Here is a 15,897-nt window from a genome sequence, read left to right as displayed (position 1 = left end):
GATGCGCCCGCCTATAATGACCTCTACTCAGGCGTGGCCGGCTTCCATCGACAGCATGGCGGGGCTGACGCCCATCAGGGCAAGCGCCCGGTCATATTTGTTGTCGAGCGCGCGGTCGAAGATCAGGTCCTCGGTTGCCGGGCAATTAAGCCAGCCATTATTGGCCAGTTCGAACTCGAGCTGGCCCGGCCCCCAGCCGGCATAGCCGAGCAGCATGGTGGCGCGGCGCGGGCTGCGACCCTCGGAAATGGCGCGGACGATATCGACGGTCGCCGTCAGCGAAATGTCATCGCTCACCGGAATGCTGCTGTCGCTGGTGTAGTCGTCGCTGTGCAGCACGAAACCGCGCCCGGTCTCGACCGGCCCGCCGCTCTGGATGGGGAAGTCCCGGGCATGCTGCGGCAGCATGATCGCATCGGTCTTGTCGATCAGGCCGAGATGCAGCAGCACGTCGGCGAACGTCACCGGCTGCTTGCGGTTGATGATGAAACCCATGGCACCGGCCGGCGAGTGGGCGCAGATATAGACGACCGCGCGAGCGAAATTGCCATCGGCCATTCCCGGCATGGCGATCAGAAGCTGACCGTCGAGGAAGCCCCGTTCACGATGCTTCTTCAGTGTCGAGAAAGCCATACTCCACCTCCACTGGCCCTGACGGGCGCCGGTTCCAGACCGGACGGCCGGGCGCTGATCCCGTATGCCTAAGAAAGATGGGGCAGGATCAGCAATCAATCAACTAAAAATGATCCCGGTCTCGCAAGCGTGACTGGTGAAGCGACAAGGCTTGCTCTAAACGGCTCGTCCATGATGTTCATCGTGCCCACCAGACTTTCCCGGCTGTGCCTCGCGCTGACCGCGCTGACGCTCGCCATATCCGGCGCCCTGCCCGGCGCGATTGGCGCGGCGCGTGCGGAAACGAGCGACTGGGCGGTAAACGAGGGCGGACGCATGCGGCTGGTGGTGCTGCCGGCCGATGAACATGGCAGGCGGGCCGGCGCCCTGCAGATCGAACCGGCGCCCGGCTGGATCACCTATTGGCGCGAGCCGGGCGATGCCGGCATACCGCCCTCGATCACACTTGCGCCGGACACCGGCTATACGCTGACCGAAGTTTCCTATCCGGTGCCGAAGTTGATCGACAGCGGCGATCTGCGCGACATCGGCTATGACGGCCCGGTGACCCTGCCCTTGACGCTTTCCGGGCCAGCCGATGGCCGCCCCTCCTCCGGCGAGCTGAAGGCCTCGGTGTTCATCGGCCTGTGCCGCAATATCTGCATCCCCTTCCAGGCCGAATTCCAGCTGTCGCTGACGCTCAGCGAAACGGCCGATGCGGCGGAAACCGCACTGGTTGCCGCAGCGCGCGAGAGCCTGCCGGAACCGCCGTCCCCGGACTTTGCGGTCCGCTCGCATGCCTTGTCCGCCGACGGCAAGGAACTCTCGCTCACCGTGACCGTGCCCGAGGCGACACGGCAGGACGAGGCCGAGATCTTCGTCACCGGACCGAGCGGCCATGTGTTCTTCAAGGAACGCGAGCGTCGGCTTGAGGGCAATGCGCTGTCCATCGTCCTGCCGATCAGCGGGTTGCCTCGCAAGTACGACATCCACGGCAAGAGCTGGGGCGTGCTGGTCAAGGCCGGCGGGCGCGCCATGGAAACCACCCTTGCCTTTGACTAGCGTCAATCTATATTCCGCGACTGACGGCGAGCCGAGCCCGGCACGACCGAAACCAGCGAGGAGGATTTGATGACCATCGCAATCGGCGAACGCCTGCCCCAGGCCACATTCAAGGAAAAGACGGCGGACGGCGCCGTCGAGCTTTCGACCGACGACCTGTTCAAGGGCAAGCGCGTCGTGCTGTTTGCCGTGCCGGGGGCGTTTACCCCGACCTGCACGCTGAACCACCTTCCCGGCTATCTGGAAAACCGCGACGCGATCCTTGGCCGCGGCGTCGACGACATTGCGGTGATTTCGGTCAACGACTGGCACGTCATGGGCGCGTGGGCCGAGCAGAGCGGCGGCATGGGCAAGATCCACTTCCTCGCCGACTGGAACGCGGCCTTCACCAAGGCGATCGGCCTCGATGCCGACCTGTCGGCCGGCGGCCTCGGCGTGCGCTCCAAGCGCTATTCCATGCTGGTCGAGGACGGCGTGGTGAAGTCGCTCAACGTCGAGGAGAACCCCGGCCAGGCAACCGTCTCGGCGGCCGCAGCGATGATCGAGCAGCTCTGAGGTCCGAACAGGTTCTACTAGATAGGACATTGGGACGAGGTCATTCCAGCCGGTTCGCGGCCGTCAGCGACGGCCGACTGGCTTGCGGGCAAAGCATTCGCGTACGTCTTCTCCCCAGCGGGGAGAAGGTGGCGCGCAGCGCCGGATGAGGGGAGCGAAGCTTACCAGGCTTGGCGCACTTGGCCCCCTCATCGCCTCGTCCTGAGCCTGTCGAAGGGCGCTCGGGACTTCTCCCCGCTGGGGAGAAGAGGCAGGCAGCCCGAAGCGGAGTGATCCGCCGCCTTCACCGTTTCAGATTTCCATGTCGAACACGAGCACGCCGGAAAGCCCCCCGTCGGTCGCCTTGACGATGCGGTCGCCGACCACGACGTGGTCGGGATGCTTGAGGTAATAGTCACGCACCATGGCGTCCTCGAAGGTGATGATGAAACCGTCGAGATAGCCGCCGTTCAGGCCCTCGGGCGAGATATTCGGCCCGAACTTGACCTCCAGCATGCCCGGGACCACGGCCTTCAGGGCGGCAATGCCTTCATAGATCGCCTGCTTTTCGGCCTCCGACGTCGCCGCCTTGAAGCGCAGGAATACGCAGTGCTGGATCATGACGTCTCTCTCCCTGTGTGGTCTTTTGCCGGCGCAGGATAGGGCCAACGGTCGAGATGGCAAGACGGGAAAGCGACGCAGGGCTTCACGCGCGGCGAAGTCTACGGGAAGCCCTCACCTGCCCTGCAGCAGCGCCTTGCCCAGATTGGGCTTCTTGAAGGGTTCCATGCCCTTGCGGGCGAGTTCGTCGGCGCGCTCGTTTTCCGGGTGGCCGGCATGGCCCTTGACCCAGTGCCACTTGACCTTGTGGCTCTGGTTGGCGGCGTCGAGTTGTTGCCAGAGTTCGCCATTCTTGACGGGCTTCTTGTCGGCCGTCCTCCAACCGTTCTTCTTCCAGCCGAAGATCCACTTCGAGATGCCGTCCATCACATATTTGCTGTCGGTGTAGAGGTCGATCTCGCACGGGGTCTTCAGCGCATTCAGTGCCGTGATCGCCGCCATCAGTTCCATGCGGTTGTTCGTCGTATCGGCCTCGCCGCCGAACAGTTCCTTTTCCGTCTCGCCATAGCGCAGGACGGCGCCCCAGCCGCCCGGACCGGGATTTCCCGAACAGGCGCCATCGGTGTAGATATCGACATGCTTCATGGTTTGAGCCCGTATTCGGCGCTGGTCGCCACCTTCTGGTGGAAGCGCAATTTCTTCAGATATTCGAGCGGGTCCTTCTTCACCACCAGGGCGCCTGCCGGCGTCGTCAGCCAGTCGTAGAGGCGGGTCAGGAAGAAGCGCAGCGCCGAACCGCGCGACAGGATGGGCAGGGCTTCGATCTCGGCCTTGGAAAGCGGACGCACCGACTGGTAGCCCTCGATCATCGCCATGCCCTTGGTGATGTTATAGGCGCCGTCCTTCTCGAAACACCAGGCATTGAGGCAGATCGACAGATCGTAGACGAGGAAGTCGTTGCAGGCGAAATAGAAGTCGATCAGGCCGGACAGCTCGTCGCCGAGAAAGAAGACGTTGTCGGGAAAAAGGTCGGCATGGATGACGCCCGCGGGCAGGTCCGCCGGCCAGTGTGCCGCCAGGAAGGCCAGTTCGTCGCCGATCTCGGCTTCGAGCCCGGTCTCGACCTCGTCGGCGCGGTCCCTGGACTTCGCCCACAGCGTCTTCCAGCCGTCGAGCGACAAAGCGTTCGGGCGCTTGAGGTCGAAGCCTTCGCCGGCCACATGCATGGCGGCCAGCGCGCGGCCCACTTCGCGGCAGTGCTTCGCCTCGGGCTTGCGCAGCCACATGCCCTCCAGGAAGGAAATCAACGCCGCCGGGCGGCCGGAAAGCTCCCCCAGAAGGGCGCCATCCTTGCGCGGCAGCGGCAGCGGGCAGGACAGGCCGCGATCGGCGAGATGGTGCATGAGGCCGAGGAAGAACGGCAGGTCGTTCTTCTCGACGCGCTTTTCGTAAAGCGTCAGGATCAGGGGCGCCTTCGACGTATGCAGCAGGAAATTGGAGTTCTCGACCCCTTCGGCAATGCCCTTGTAGGACAGGAGTTCACCGGCGTCATACTGCTGGAGAAAGGCCTTGAGGTCGACCTCGTTAATGTCGGTATAGACTGCCACGTCAAAAAATCCCGCGCTGCGTTCACTGTTCCGCCGATGATAGCGCAAGCCATACAGCGGGGGAAAACGGAGTGCCAGTGCCGAGGGGAAAAAGCGATGTGGGAATCGAAGAAACCGGCGCCTGAGCACCAGTGCCAGCCGCGCAACGGCGCGACCGGCTATTTTAATCTAGGGTCTCAGATAGGCGTAGCCGTCAGCCTGGAGTTCCATCAGCCTAACCACACCCGAAGGGACTATCTCCGCCTCGGACAAAAGCTCGATCTCGTGTCCGGCGCTTTTCTTCATCGCCGCCAGCGTGTTGCCACAGGCAGAGAACTGAATTTCAGGATTCTCCAGCGACATCACGGCGATACGATCCTTGACCGGGCTGTTGGCGGTGTACATTTCGACACCCGGCCCATAGGCGACAATCTCGATCGAAATCTCCTCCCCCTTTGCGGCAAAGGCATTCTTGGCATTCAACGCATTGTTGAGTACGAGCCCCATGACAGCGGGATCGCTCTGGTCGACGTGGATTGCCAGTTTGTTTCGTTCCGTGGCGCCACCCACGTTTGCCGATAAGAGCAAGGCCCCCACTGCTGCGGCCAAAATGCGATATTTCATATTCCTCTCCTCCCGAGGTTAGACGATAGTCGCACATAGAAACATGCGCTTATATGAATGTGAAGACAAGACGGAATATCGGGACATTGCGGCTGTGAAACGCGCGAGAGTGTGATCCTTGCCCGGCCTCCCCCTGCCGCCCCGACGGCGCTTCGCCAGGGCTCAGGGCGTTCGTCACTGCAATGGAATGCTGGATTGTTTTTCCGGCTTCGCCGTCGGTTTAAATGCGCCGCACCGTACCCCGGCCCGTCGCTTTGGGCTCCGGGCGTTCGTTGCTAAAAACGATTCGCTGGATCGTTTTTCCGGCTACGCCGAACGGGAATATGCAGAAACGTATCCCGGCCCGTCGCCTTAGGCTCCGGGCGTTCGTCACTGCAATCGATTCACTGGATCGATTGCTCGGGCGTGCTTTGCACGCCCGACCGTTCCTCACCCATTCACCCAGGCCATGTCGGCGTGGGTGAGTTCGATGTCGCGCAGTTCGCGGTTGACGAGGAAGTGCTCGTTCTCGATCGAGAACTCGGCAAGCTCGATGGTCGCGTCGTAGCGGGCCTTGAAGGCCTCGATGATTTCGTTGACGATCACTTCCGGGGCGGAGGCGCCGGCGGAGAGGCCGAGCGTGCCGATCGGGCCGATGTCGTCCCAGTCGATCTCCTCGGCACGTTGCACAAGCAGCGAGCGTTTGGCGCCGGCCTTCAGCGCCACTTCGACGAGGCGCTTGGAGTTGGACGAATTGGGTGCGCCGACGATGATGAAGAGGTCGCAGCCGGGAGCCGCCTGCTTGACCGCCTCCTGGCGGTTGGTGGTCGCGTAGCAGATGCTGTCGGCCGATGGCGCGGTCAGGTTGGGGAAGCGTTCCTGCAGCCGCTGGATGACTCCTGCAGTGTCGTCGACCGAGAGCGTGGTTTGCGTGACGTAGCCGAGATTGTCGGCATCGACCGGCTCGTAGCGATCGGCATCCTCGATCGTCTCGATCAGCGATACGGAACCTTCCGGCAACTGACCCATGGTGCCGATCACCTCCGGATGGCCGGCATGGCCGATCAAGACGACATGGCGGCCGAGGCGCTGGTGGCGCATGGCCTGCTTGTGGACCTTGGAGACCAGCGGGCAGGTCGCGTCGAGATAGAAGAGATTGCGGGCCCTGGCATCCTCCGGCACGGATTTCGGCACGCCATGGGCGGAAAAGACCACCGGCTTTTCGCGGTGCTCGGCGGGAATCTCGTCCAGTTCCTCGACGAAGACCGCGCCTTTCGCCTCCAGCCCTTCGACCACATAGCGATTGTGGACGATCTCGTGGCGGACATAGACCGGCGCACCAAAACCTTTCAGCGCCAGGACGACGATCTGGATGGCGCGGTCGACGCCGGCGCAGAAGCCGCGCGGGCCGCAGAGGCGGATCGTCAGGGGCGGTCGGGACACAGTCTCATTCATCATCAGCCAGCCAGCAATATCATAATCAGGGCGAGCACGGCGGGAAGCGCCTGGATGTAGAGGATCTTCCGCGAGGCCGTCACGCTTCCATATAGGCCGGCGACGAAGACGCAGCCAAGGAAAAACAGCTTCAGCTGGAAGGCGAAATCGGGGTTCGGCTGGGCTAGCGCCCAGAACAGGCCGAGCGCCAGGAAGCCGTTATAGAGGCCCTGATTGGCGGCGAGCACCTTGGTCGCTTCGGCTTGCTGCGGCTTCATGCCGAAGGCCTTCAGGCCGGCGGGCCTGGTCCACAGGAACATCTCCAGTACCAGGATATAGACATGCTCCAGCGCCACAAGGGCGACCGGCAGATCGGCAAAGAGTTTCATCAGTGTCTCCATGGTGCGCGCCGGGTGCTCTACACAGCACCGGACACAGGAAAGGCGATGCCGCCGAGATCCCTCCCCCGTTCGCCGGGGTCAGGTCTTACGTCGAAAAACGCCGTAAAGAACAACGCCGGCCAGCGCGAGCGCCAAGCCGTACCAGGTGATCGCATATTGCAGGTGGCTGTTCGGCAAGGCGATCTCGGTCACGCCGCCCTCCGGCATGCCGCCGGGCACGGGCGTCGCGTCGGCATCGAGGAAGAAGGGCAGGACCTTTTCGGCCGGCAGACCGGTGCTCGCGGCCATGCGGTCGAGATCCTTCCAGTAGAAGATGTTCTGGCCTTCGTCATTGTCCGGCACAATGGAGGACGGCTTTTCGCTCAAGCGGGCGCGGGCCAGGCCCTCCACCGTCTGTGGACCCTCCAGCAATCCTTCGGGGCGCTTCGCCGGTTCCTTCAGTTCGTAGGGCACGAAGCCGCGATTGACGAACAAGTAGCGGCCATCGCCAAGTTCGAGCGGCGTATAGACGTAAAAGCCGGCGCGTCCGCGGAAGGTCGCGAGGAAATGGCGTTCCTTGTCGTTGAGGTAGGTGCCCCTAGCCTCCGCGGCCCGGTAGTCGACATCACCGCCCTTCGCCAGGATCGCCTGAATGCCGGCGAGTTCCAGTGGCGCTGCGTTGCGGCGCTCCTCGATGTCGGCGATCAGTGCTTCCTTCCAGTAAAGGCGCTTCACCTGCCAGGTGCCGAGCGACAGCAGGATCGCCATCGCGACGGCGACCGCCGCGACGGTCAGGACCAGGCGGACATGGCCGCGCCGCTTAGCCTCTGCCACGGTCGATCGTCCCCTGGGAGGCCTTGTTCCTGTATTGCAGGGCGATCAACAGCGCCTTGATGGTGCGCAGGAGCCAGAGCGAGACGATGATCGCCAACGGGCCGAACAGGACGAAATGCAGCCAGACCGGCGGCTGGTAGGTGAGTTCGGTCCAGACCGCCAGCCCGACGACGAGGAAGTCGGCCAGCAGGATGACGAAGATCGCCGGGCCGTCGCCCGAATCGGCGAAGGAATAATCCAGCCCGCAATTGCTGCAGCCTGGCTTGATGGTGGAAAAACCTTCGAACAGGCGCCCCTGGCCGCAGCGCGGGCAGGACGCAGAGAACCCCGCCTTGACCGGATCGACCGGAGCGAAATGGGCTTTGTCCTCGTTCATGATCATCCTTCCGTCTTGACGCCGGCTTCTCTCGCCATAGCCGTGATCCATTGCCCTTGGCTTATACGCCGCGAGCGGCAAACCGCAAATGCCGGGCTTGGTTCCGATCGTCGCCGATCATTGTGCCATAAAAAAAGGCGGCACCCTCGAGATGCCGCCCTTTTCGTTTCTGTCGCCACGATCAGTGGGCGAGCGGTGCGCCCCAACCACCCCAGACATAGATGGTGAAGAACAGGAACAGCCAGACCACGTCGACGAAGTGCCAGTACCAGGCAGCCGCCTCCAGGCCGAAATGCTGCTTCGGCGTGAAGTCGCCCTTCATCGCGCGCAGCAGGCAGACGATCAGGAAGATCGTGCCGATCAGCACGTGGAAACCATGGAAGCCGGTCGCCATGTAGAAGGTGGCGCCGTAGATGCTTTCCTTGAAGCCGAAGGGCGCATGGGCGTATTCATAGGCCTGAACGCCCGAGAAGATGATGCCGAGCACGACGGTGAGGGCGAGGCCATTGACCAGTCCCTTGCGGTCGTCATGCAGGAGCGCATGGTGGGCCCAGGTCAGCGTCGTCCCCGACAGAAGCAGGATGATGGTGTTGTAGAGCGGCAGGTGCCACGGATCGAGGACCTCGACGCCCTGCGGCGGCCACTGGCCACCGGTGAATTCGACGCGGCTTGCCTGGATCGCCTCATTGGCGAACAGGCTGGCATCGAAGAAAGCCCAGAACCAGGCGAGGAAGAACATCACTTCGGAAGCAATGAACATGATCATGCCATAGCGCAGGTGCAGCGACACCACGCGGGTATGGGCGCCTTCATGGGCTTCCTTGATGGTGTCGGCCCACCAGCCGATCATCGTGTAGAGGACGATCGCCAGGCCGATAAAGAAGACCCAAGGATTGGCCAGTTCGAGACCGAACATCTCGAAGGAGCCGCCGTTGAGGTAGCGCATGTAGCCAACACCGCCGAAGGTGAGGAGAAACGCGCCGATCGAGGCCAGAAGCGGCCACGGGCTTGGATCGATGATGTGGTAGTCGTGATTCTTCTGATGCGCTTCGGCCATGTCAGCAATCCCCGAATGTCAAATTTCCTTAGAGCCCGGCGCACCGGACCCCTCCTCTCACAGTTTCGGCTGTCCCTTGTCACCCTGCTGCGGCAGCGAGGCCACAGGCTTCTCCTCCTCATGCGGATAGAAGGTGTAGGACAGCGTAATCGTCCCGATGTCCTTCGTCTCGGCGGCCTCGGTAATGGCCGGATCGATGAAGAAGACCACCGGCATTTCCAGGCTTTCGCCGGGTTTCAGTTCGGTCTCGGTAAAGCAGAAGCACTCGACCTTGTTGAAATAGGCCGCCGCTTCCATCGGCGTGACGTTGAAGATGGCCTGGCCAGAGGTCGCGACCGAAGAACGGTTGGTCGCGGTGTAACTGATCTGGACCGTCTCGCCGATCTTCGGCGTGATGGAGCGGTCGACCGGCTTGAAATCCCAGTTCAGGCCGGACGAGACATTGGCGTCGAAGGTGACCTTGATCGACTTGTCGAGCACCACGTCGGAAACCTGGTCGACGCGCTGCGTCGTCCCGTTGTAGCCGGTCACCTGGCAGAACAGCCGATAGAGCGGAACCGACGCGAAGGAGACGCCCAGCATGCAGCCGACGAACACGACGCAGGCAACCAGGATCCTCGCATTGCCGCGCGGTGCCGCCTTCATTTCGTTGCCCGTCGTCGCCATGATCGCCTCCCCGCCGTCAATTGCCCACGGCGCCGAACTTGATCAGCGTCACGACATAGAAAATGGCGACCAATGCGGCCAGCACCACGCCGAGCGCGATATTGCGACCGCGGCGCGATTTCTTCTGCGCATCGTTGAGCTTGATGGTTTCCATCAGGCAGCACCTCCGAATAGCGTCGCAAGCGTGGCGACGTAGTGATCGACCAAAAGGGCCGAGAAGATCGCGAAGAGATACACGATCGAATAGCCGAACAGCTTCTTGGCCGGCACCATCTTCTCGTCGCCGTCCGGCATCCGCCAGACGGCGACGGAACAGATGACGAGATAGACGCCGAGCGCGCCGGCAAAGGCGCCGTAGTAGAGCGAGGCAAGGCCGGTGAAGGCCGGAATGACGGCGGTGATCGCGGTCAGCACCGCATAGAGCGTGATCTGGTGCTTGGTGACGCGCTCGCCCGAGACATTCGGCAGCATGGGCACGCCGACGGAGCCGTAGTCGCGCATCTTGAACAGCGCCAGCGCCCAGAAATGGGCCGGCGTCCACAGGAAGATGATCAGGAACAGCACGATGCTGTCGAGCGATACGCCGCCGGTGACGCAGGCCCAGCCGACCATGGGCGGGAATGCGCCGGCAGCGCCGCCGATGACGATGTTCTGCGGGGTCGAGCGCTTCAGCCACATCGTGTAGACGACGGCATAGAAGAAGATGGTGAAGGCGAGCAGGCCGGCCGAGAACCAGTTGACGGTGAGGCCGAGGATCGACACCGAGAACACCGACAGGACCAGGCCGAAGGCGAGCGCCTCGGTGGGCGCGATGCGGCCGGCGGGAATGGGGCGCGTGGCGGTGCGGCTCATGACGGCGTCGATATCGGCATCATACCACATGTTGAGCGCACCGGAGGCGCCGGCGCCGACCGCTATGCAGAGGATGGCGATGAAGCCGAGAACGGGATTGATGTCGCCGGGGGCCAGCATCAGGCCGGCAAAGGCGGTGAAGACGACGAGCGACATGACGCGCGGCTTCAGGAGCGCGAAGAAATCGCGCGCGCCGGCTTCCGAAAGGCGAATTTCGCCTTCGAGCCCCGCGATGTCGCGATCATCGATAACCGTCATTGTCTCCGTCCCATGCTCGTTCTTGTTGTTGTCGGGTGCCGCGCGCGCCCGTGGAAAGGCGCGGCACCCGCAATGCGTTGAGGCCAGGCCCGCCGCTTACTTGATGCGCGGCAGCTGTTCCCACTGGTGGAACGGCGGCGGCGACGACAGCTGCCATTCGAGCGTGGTTGCGCCCTCACCCCAGGGATTGTTGCCGGCGATGCGCTTCTTGGCGAAGGCTTCGAACACGCCGACCAGGAAGATCAGCACGGCGAAGGCCGAGATGTAGGAGCCGATCGAAGACACATAGTTCCAGCCGGCAAAGGCGTCCGGATAGTCGATGTAGCGACGCGGCATGCCGGCCAAGCCGAGGAAGTGCTGCGGGAAGAACACCATGTTGACGCCGATGAACATCACCCAGAAGTGCAGCTTGCCGAGGAATTCCGAGTACATGTAGCCGGTCATCTTCGGGAACCAGTAGTACCAGGCAGCAAAGATGGCGAAGACGGCGCCGAGCGACAGGACGTAGTGGAAGTGAGCCACCACGTAATAGGTGTCGTGCAACGAGCGGTCGAGACCGGCATTGGCCAGCTGGACGCCGGTGACACCACCGACGGTGAACAGGAAGATGAAGCCGATCGCCCAGACCATTGGCGTGCGGAAGGTCAGCGAACCGCCCCACATCGTCGCGATCCACGAGAAGATCTTGATGCCGGTCGGCACCGCGATGACCATGGTGGCGAACAGGAAGTAGCGCTGCGCGGCGAGCGACAGGCCGACCGTGTACATGTGGTGCGCCCAGACGATGAAGCCGACGGCGCCGATCGCGACCATGGCATAGGCCATGCCCAGGTAGCCGAAGACCGGCTTCTTGGAGAAGGTCGAGACGATGTGGCTGATGATGCCGAAGCCGGGCAGGATCAGGATGTAGACTTCCGGGTGACCGAAGAACCAGAACAGGTGCTGGAACAGGATCGGGTCGCCGCCACCTTCCGGTGCGAAGAAGGTCGTACCGAAGTTGCGGTCGGTCAGAAGCATGGTGATGCCGCCTGCCAGAACCGGCAGCGAGAGCAGCAACAGGAAGGCGGTGACCAGAACGGCCCAGGCGAACAGCGGCATCTTGTGCAGCGTCATGCCCGGAGCGCGCATGTTGAGGATGGTGGTGATGAAGTTGATCGCACCGAGGATCGACGACGCACCCGAGATGTGGATCGCGAAGATCGCGAGATCCACCGCCGGGCCGGGCTGGCCGGAGGTCGCGAGCGGCGGATAGAGCGTCCAGCCGCCACCGACACCATAGGCGCCGGACGGGCCTTCGACGAACATCGACAGCACCAGCAGCAGGAAGGCCGGAATGACCAGCCAGAAGGAAATGTTGTTGAGGCGCGGGAAGGCCATGTCCGGAGCACCGATCATGATCGGGATCATCCAGTTGGCAAAGCCGCCGATCAGCGCCGGCATGACCATGAAGAAGATCATGATGAGCGCATGCGCGGTGGTGAACACGTTGAACATGTGCTTGCCGCCGTCGATGGCAGCATCGCCCTCGAAGCCGTAGACGATCGAGGCCAGGCCGTGGAAGATCTGGATGCCAGGCTCCTGCAGCTCCATGCGCATGGCAACGGAGAGCGCGCCGCCGATGAGGCCGGCGAAGATCGCGAAGATCAGGTAGAGGGTGCCGATGTCCTTGTGGTTGGTCGAGAAGAACCAACGGGTAAAGAAGCCGAGCTTATGGTCATGATTGTCGTGATGCGCGCCTTGACCGTGGGCGTGATCGTCGTGGGCAACAGGTCCAGCCATTGTCCGATCCTCTTCCTTAGTTCGATACGTTTTCGGCGAGCTGCACGGACGCGTCCGCACCGTCGACGGCGGCCATCAGGGCCCGGTTGGCGCCTTCCAGGTCGGAGGCCGCGGCCTGCAGCCAGGCTGCATAGCGCTCCTCGGAGACGACGCGGATGGCGATCGGCATGTAGGCATGATCCTTGCCGCAGAGTTCCGAACACTGGCCATAGAACATACCCTCGCGGTCGGCCCTGAACCAGGTTTCGTTCAGACGACCCGGCACGGCATCGATCTTGACGCCGAAGGCGGGCATGGCGAAGGCATGGATGACGTCGGTCGGGGCCGCCGTCACGAGCAGGCGGACAGACTTGCCGACCGGCACGACCATTTCGTTGTCGACAGCGAGGAGGCGCGGATAAGCGGCCTTGTCTTCCTTGCCGGCGGCAGCGCGCTCATCTTCCTTCAGCATGTAGCTGTCAAAGGACAGTTCGGTCTCGCCGGAATATTCGTAGTTCCACTGCCACTGGGTGGCGGTGGCCTTGATCGTCACATCCGGATTTTCCGGCTGCGTCAGCTGTGCCGAGAGCAGGTTGAAGGACGGGATGGCGAAGAACAGCAGGATGAGCACCGGAGCCACCGTCCAGACGATCTCGATCGCCGTATTGTGGCTGGTCTTCGACGGCACAGGATTGGCGGCGGCGCGGAATCGCACAGCCACGACAACGAGCAACAGCAGGACGAAGACCGTGATCGGGACGATGAACCACAGGGTGTAGTTCTCGAACCAGCGGATCTGCTCCATGATCGGCGTCGCCGCCGGCTGCAAGTCCATCTGCCACTCGGTCGGCTGGGCCGCGAGGCTGCCGGAAGCGAAAAGCAGACAGGCCGTGGCGGCCAATGCTGCAAAAGCTCTCTTCATCACGATGTCTCTCCCCAAGCGTTTGATCCACATCAAATCAGAACGCAAAATTCATGCTATCATGTGCGTTTAAAATCACAGATTGGCCGCATTCGCAATACGCCGATCCAAATGCCCCCGCGGCATTTTTGCGCTTCATCAATTCCGCTCTGAAACCGTCCACCACCAATGAAGGCCGCCCCTCCCCGACGAGCCGCCCGGCTGCCGGAATGGCCGCAATTAAGCCTCACTCCCTTGGAAAACACGGGGTCGGGGCTTTCATTTTGCCCGCCCGGACGCCATGAATGTCAGGGATGATTCGATTTCCAGAGGTACCCATGGGTCTTCCTAGACTTTACCGGACGGGCCTGGTTGCAAGCGCCGTCGCCATTGCGGCGCTCGTCGCCCCGGCCGGCGCCCAGCAGCAGCAGCCCGGCACCATCCGCTCCAACCATGGCGCATGGTCGGTAATCTGCGATACGCCGGCGGGCGCCTCCGCCGAGCAATGCGCGCTGATGCAGAATGTCATCGCCGAGGACCGCCCCGAAGTGGGCTTGTCGGTGGTGGTGCTGAAAACTGCCGATCGCAAGGCCAAGATCCTGCGAATCCTCGCCCCGCTCGGCGTTCTGCTTAAGGACGGCATGGAGCTTTATGTCGATGGCAACAATATCGGCCGGGCCTATTTCACCCGCTGCTTCTCCGAGGGCTGCTATGTCGAGGTCGAGATCGACGAGGAACTGATGAAGATCTTGCGCGCCGGCAAGAGCGCCGTTTTTGCCTTGCGCGAGTCAGCCGACCAGGACCGGGTCGGTATCCCGATCGAGCTTGCCGGCTTCGCCGAAGGCTATGACAAGCTGCCCTGAGAACACCGGCAGGCCGATTGCCCGCAACCTTCTCCATAAAGTGATGTGCGACCGGGGCCCTGGCTCCGGTCGAACCTTGTCGGCGCATCGCAATGCGCCTACATCGGAGCTATGTATCGCAAGGAGATTTCGATGACTGAAGACCTTCTCGGCCTGTTCGACTGCGACGAAATGACGCTGCGTCAGCATGTGTCGAAAGCGCTGGCAAACGCCGACGACGGGGAGCTGTTCGTCGAACATGCCCAGGCAGAATCACTGACCTTCGACAACGGGCGCCTGAAAGGCGGCAGTTTCAACACAGACCATGGTTTTGGCCTGCGCGCGGTGGCGGGCGAAGCGGTCGGCTATGCCCATGCGGGAGAGCTTTCGCTCGCCGCCCTTTCGCGTGCGGCTGATGCGGTGGGCGCTGTGACCCATGGCTATTCCGGTTCCTATGCGAGCGCCCCGCAGCGCACCAATGCCAAGCTCTATGGCGAAGGCAATCCGATCGGCGCGCCTTCCTTCGAGGAGAAGGTCAAGCTGCTCGCCGAGATCGACGCCTATCTGCGCGGCAAGGGCGATACCGTGCGCCAGGTCACCGCCTCGATCGCCGCGAGCTGGCAGGTGGTGGAAATCCTGCGGGCCGACGGCCACCGGGTGCGCGACATCCGACCGATGACGCGGATCAACATTTCCGTCGTCGCCGGCAAAGGCGATCGCCAGGAGAGCGGCTCCTATGGCACGGGCGGTCGCATGGCCTTTTCCGACTTCCTCACGCAAGAGAGCTGGCAGCACGGCGCCGACGAGGCGCTGCGTCAGGCATTGGTCAATCTCGAGGCGATCGACGCGCCGGCCGGCACCATGGACGTGGTGCTCGGCAATGGCTGGCCGGGCGTCATGCTGCACGAGGCAGTCGGCCACGGGCTGGAAGGCGACTTCAACCGCAAGAAGACCTCGGCCTTTGCCGGCCTGATGGGCGAGATGGTCGCCGCCCCCGGGGTGACCGTGGTCGACGACGGCACGATCGATGCGCGGCGCGGCTCGATCACCGTCGACGACGAGGGCACGCCCTCAGGCTATAATGTGCTGATCGAGAACGGTCGTCTGGTCGGCTACATGCAGGACCGGCAGAACGCCCGTCTGATGGGCATGAAGGCGACCGGCAACGGGCGCCGCCAGGGCTATTCACACCAGCCGATGCCGCGCATGACCAACACCTACATGCTGTCGGGCGACAAGAGCCCGGAAGAGATCATCGCGTCGGTCAAACGCGGCATCTATGCCGTCTCCTTCGGCGGCGGCCAGGTCGACATCACCTCGGGCAAGTTCGTCTTTGGCTGCACCGAGGCCTACATGATCGAGGACGGCAAGATCGGCGCGCCGGTCAAGGGCGCCATGCTGATCGGCAACGGTCCGGATGCGATGAAGCGCATTTCCATGGTCGGCAACGACATGGCGCTCGACAAGGGCATCGGCAATTGCGGCAAGGCCGGCCAATGGGTTCCGGTCGGCGTCGGCCAGCCGCATCTGAGGATGGACCAGGTGACGGTCGGCGGGACAAGGGCCTGAGGGGCGCGGTCC

General features: G+C 62.9%; 19 protein-coding genes. 4 read left to right on the top strand and 15 right to left on the bottom strand.

What is annotated here, in order from left to right; translation table 11 throughout:
• Positions 1–27: 27 nt before the first annotated feature.
• Positions 28–633, bottom strand: a complete 606-nt coding sequence (locus tag DYZ14_RS21265) for a YqgE/AlgH family protein (protein ID WP_154722551.1) — start codon at positions 631–633, stop codon at positions 28–30.
• Between the two features lie 174 nt (positions 634–807).
• Here DYZ14_RS21265 and DYZ14_RS21260 point away from each other — a divergent pair, with 174 nt between their 5' ends.
• Both DYZ14_RS21260 and DYZ14_RS21255 read left to right on the top strand, forming a co-directional pair.
• On the top strand, positions 808–1,674 hold the full coding sequence (locus DYZ14_RS21260; protein WP_154722568.1) for a protein-disulfide reductase DsbD domain-containing protein: 867 nt from the start codon (positions 808–810) through the stop codon (positions 1,672–1,674).
• Between the two features lie 69 nt (positions 1,675–1,743).
• Complete coding sequence (locus DYZ14_RS21255) at positions 1,744–2,229, top strand: peroxiredoxin (protein ID WP_115670947.1); 486 nt, start codon at positions 1,744–1,746, stop codon at positions 2,227–2,229.
• Positions 2,230–2,520: 291 nt separating this feature from the next.
• Here the strand turns inward: DYZ14_RS21255 and DYZ14_RS21250 are convergent, their stop codons facing one another.
• The 14 genes from DYZ14_RS21250 to coxB form a co-directional block, all read right to left on the bottom strand.
• Complete coding sequence (locus DYZ14_RS21250) at positions 2,521–2,829, bottom strand: Dabb family protein (RefSeq protein WP_154722550.1); 309 nt, start codon at positions 2,827–2,829, stop codon at positions 2,521–2,523.
• Positions 2,830–2,943: 114 nt separating this feature from the next.
• On the bottom strand, positions 2,944–3,414 hold the full coding sequence (gene rnhA / locus DYZ14_RS21245; RefSeq protein ID WP_154722549.1) for a ribonuclease HI: 471 nt from the start codon (positions 3,412–3,414) through the stop codon (positions 2,944–2,946).
• A complete protein-coding gene (locus DYZ14_RS21240) occupies positions 3,411–4,376 on the bottom strand; it encodes a homoserine kinase (RefSeq protein WP_154722548.1) in 966 nt (321 codons plus the stop codon). The genes rnhA and DYZ14_RS21240 overlap by 4 nt, the downstream gene beginning before the upstream one ends.
• A 168-nt stretch (positions 4,377–4,544) precedes the next feature.
• Entirely contained in the window at positions 4,545–4,979 is a 435-nt protein-coding gene (locus DYZ14_RS21235; protein WP_115670940.1) for a DsrE family protein, read from the bottom strand.
• 429 nt (positions 4,980–5,408) lie between these two features.
• Complete coding sequence (ispH, locus tag DYZ14_RS21230; RefSeq protein WP_154722567.1) at positions 5,409–6,413, bottom strand: 4-hydroxy-3-methylbut-2-enyl diphosphate reductase; 1,005 nt, start codon at positions 6,411–6,413, stop codon at positions 5,409–5,411.
• Between the two features lie 2 nt (positions 6,414–6,415).
• Positions 6,416–6,781: a DUF1304 domain-containing protein gene (locus DYZ14_RS21225; RefSeq protein ID WP_154722547.1), complete on the bottom strand. Its 366-nt coding sequence runs from the start codon at positions 6,779–6,781 to the stop codon at positions 6,416–6,418.
• Positions 6,782–6,871: 90 nt separating this feature from the next.
• On the bottom strand, positions 6,872–7,540 hold the full coding sequence (locus DYZ14_RS21220) for an SURF1 family protein (protein WP_154722566.1): 669 nt from the start codon (positions 7,538–7,540) through the stop codon (positions 6,872–6,874).
• A gap of 52 nt (positions 7,541–7,592) precedes the next feature.
• Entirely contained in the window at positions 7,593–7,982 is a 390-nt protein-coding gene (locus tag DYZ14_RS21215) for a DUF983 domain-containing protein (protein ID WP_154722546.1), read from the bottom strand.
• Positions 7,983–8,163: 181 nt separating this feature from the next.
• Positions 8,164–9,039 carry a cytochrome c oxidase subunit 3 gene (locus DYZ14_RS21210; protein ID WP_154722545.1) on the bottom strand — a complete coding sequence of 292 codons (876 nt, stop codon included), beginning with the start codon at positions 9,037–9,039 and terminating at the stop codon, positions 8,164–8,166.
• Between the two features lie 57 nt (positions 9,040–9,096).
• Positions 9,097–9,705, bottom strand: coding sequence for a cytochrome c oxidase assembly protein (locus DYZ14_RS21205; RefSeq protein WP_154722544.1), 609 nt, complete (start codon positions 9,703–9,705; stop codon positions 9,097–9,099).
• Between the two features lie 16 nt (positions 9,706–9,721).
• Positions 9,722–9,859 (bottom strand): hypothetical protein, encoded by a 138-nt coding sequence (locus tag DYZ14_RS21200; RefSeq protein WP_154722543.1) that lies wholly within the window; start codon positions 9,857–9,859, stop codon positions 9,722–9,724.
• Complete coding sequence (locus DYZ14_RS21195) at positions 9,859–10,815, bottom strand: heme o synthase (protein ID WP_154722542.1); 957 nt, start codon at positions 10,813–10,815, stop codon at positions 9,859–9,861. The genes DYZ14_RS21200 and DYZ14_RS21195 overlap by 1 nt, the downstream gene beginning before the upstream one ends.
• A gap of 96 nt (positions 10,816–10,911) precedes the next feature.
• Complete coding sequence (ctaD, locus tag DYZ14_RS21190; protein WP_154722541.1) at positions 10,912–12,594, bottom strand: cytochrome c oxidase subunit I; 1,683 nt, start codon at positions 12,592–12,594, stop codon at positions 10,912–10,914.
• Between the two features lie 16 nt (positions 12,595–12,610).
• Positions 12,611–13,495: a cytochrome c oxidase subunit II gene (gene coxB / locus DYZ14_RS21185; RefSeq protein WP_154722565.1), complete on the bottom strand. Its 885-nt coding sequence runs from the start codon at positions 13,493–13,495 to the stop codon at positions 12,611–12,613.
• A gap of 317 nt (positions 13,496–13,812) precedes the next feature.
• On the opposite strand from coxB, the gene DYZ14_RS21180 reads away from it, so the two are divergent.
• Together DYZ14_RS21180 and tldD are read left to right on the top strand one after the other, a co-directional pair.
• Positions 13,813–14,337 (top strand): invasion associated locus B family protein, encoded by a 525-nt coding sequence (locus DYZ14_RS21180; RefSeq protein WP_154722540.1) that lies wholly within the window; start codon positions 13,813–13,815, stop codon positions 14,335–14,337.
• Positions 14,338–14,469: 132 nt separating this feature from the next.
• Entirely contained in the window at positions 14,470–15,885 is a 1,416-nt protein-coding gene (tldD, locus tag DYZ14_RS21175; protein ID WP_154722539.1) for a metalloprotease TldD, read from the top strand.
• Positions 15,886–15,897 lie beyond the last annotated feature (12 nt).

The sequence above is a fragment of the Ciceribacter sp. T2.26MG-112.2 genome, from assembly GCF_900492205.1.
Classification (GTDB): Bacteria; Pseudomonadota; Alphaproteobacteria; order Rhizobiales; family Rhizobiaceae; genus Allorhizobium; species Allorhizobium naphthalenivorans_A.
Note: the sequence above shows the minus strand (reverse complement) of the source record. Positions and strands in the feature narration are given on the sequence as shown.

What these genes read in the sequence shown, in the direction of transcription:
- DYZ14_RS21265 (WP_154722551.1), bottom strand. Translation starts at nt 633, where the DNA reads ATGGCTTTCTCGACACTGAAGAAGCATCGTGAACGGGGCTTCCTCGAC.
- DYZ14_RS21260 (WP_154722568.1), top strand. Translation starts at nt 808, where the DNA reads ATGTTCATCGTGCCCACCAGACTTTCCCGGCTGTGCCTCGCGCTGACC.
- DYZ14_RS21255 (WP_115670947.1), top strand. Translation starts at nt 1,744, where the DNA reads ATGACCATCGCAATCGGCGAACGCCTGCCCCAGGCCACATTCAAGGAA.
- DYZ14_RS21250 (WP_154722550.1), bottom strand. Translation starts at nt 2,829, where the DNA reads ATGATCCAGCACTGCGTATTCCTGCGCTTCAAGGCGGCGACGTCGGAG.
- rnhA (WP_154722549.1), bottom strand. Translation starts at nt 3,414, where the DNA reads ATGAAGCATGTCGATATCTACACCGATGGCGCCTGTTCGGGAAATCCC.
- DYZ14_RS21235 (WP_115670940.1), bottom strand. Translation starts at nt 4,979, where the DNA reads ATGAAATATCGCATTTTGGCCGCAGCAGTGGGGGCCTTGCTCTTATCG.
- ispH (WP_154722567.1), bottom strand. Translation starts at nt 6,413, where the DNA reads ATGAATGAGACTGTGTCCCGACCGCCCCTGACGATCCGCCTCTGCGGC.
- DYZ14_RS21225 (WP_154722547.1), bottom strand. Translation starts at nt 6,781, where the DNA reads ATGAAACTCTTTGCCGATCTGCCGGTCGCCCTTGTGGCGCTGGAGCAT.
- DYZ14_RS21220 (WP_154722566.1), bottom strand. Translation starts at nt 7,540, where the DNA reads ATGGCGATCCTGCTGTCGCTCGGCACCTGGCAGGTGAAGCGCCTTTAC.
- DYZ14_RS21215 (WP_154722546.1), bottom strand. Translation starts at nt 7,982, where the DNA reads ATGAACGAGGACAAAGCCCATTTCGCTCCGGTCGATCCGGTCAAGGCG.
- DYZ14_RS21210 (WP_154722545.1), bottom strand. Translation starts at nt 9,039, where the DNA reads ATGGCCGAAGCGCATCAGAAGAATCACGACTACCACATCATCGATCCA.
- DYZ14_RS21205 (WP_154722544.1), bottom strand. Translation starts at nt 9,705, where the DNA reads ATGGCGACGACGGGCAACGAAATGAAGGCGGCACCGCGCGGCAATGCG.
- DYZ14_RS21200 (WP_154722543.1), bottom strand. Translation starts at nt 9,859, where the DNA reads ATGGAAACCATCAAGCTCAACGATGCGCAGAAGAAATCGCGCCGCGGT.
- DYZ14_RS21195 (WP_154722542.1), bottom strand. Translation starts at nt 10,815, where the DNA reads ATGACGGTTATCGATGATCGCGACATCGCGGGGCTCGAAGGCGAAATT.
- ctaD (WP_154722541.1), bottom strand. Translation starts at nt 12,594, where the DNA reads ATGGCTGGACCTGTTGCCCACGACGATCACGCCCACGGTCAAGGCGCG.
- coxB (WP_154722565.1), bottom strand. Translation starts at nt 13,495, where the DNA reads ATGAAGAGAGCTTTTGCAGCATTGGCCGCCACGGCCTGTCTGCTTTTC.
- DYZ14_RS21180 (WP_154722540.1), top strand. Translation starts at nt 13,813, where the DNA reads ATGGGTCTTCCTAGACTTTACCGGACGGGCCTGGTTGCAAGCGCCGTC.
- tldD (WP_154722539.1), top strand. Translation starts at nt 14,470, where the DNA reads ATGACTGAAGACCTTCTCGGCCTGTTCGACTGCGACGAAATGACGCTG.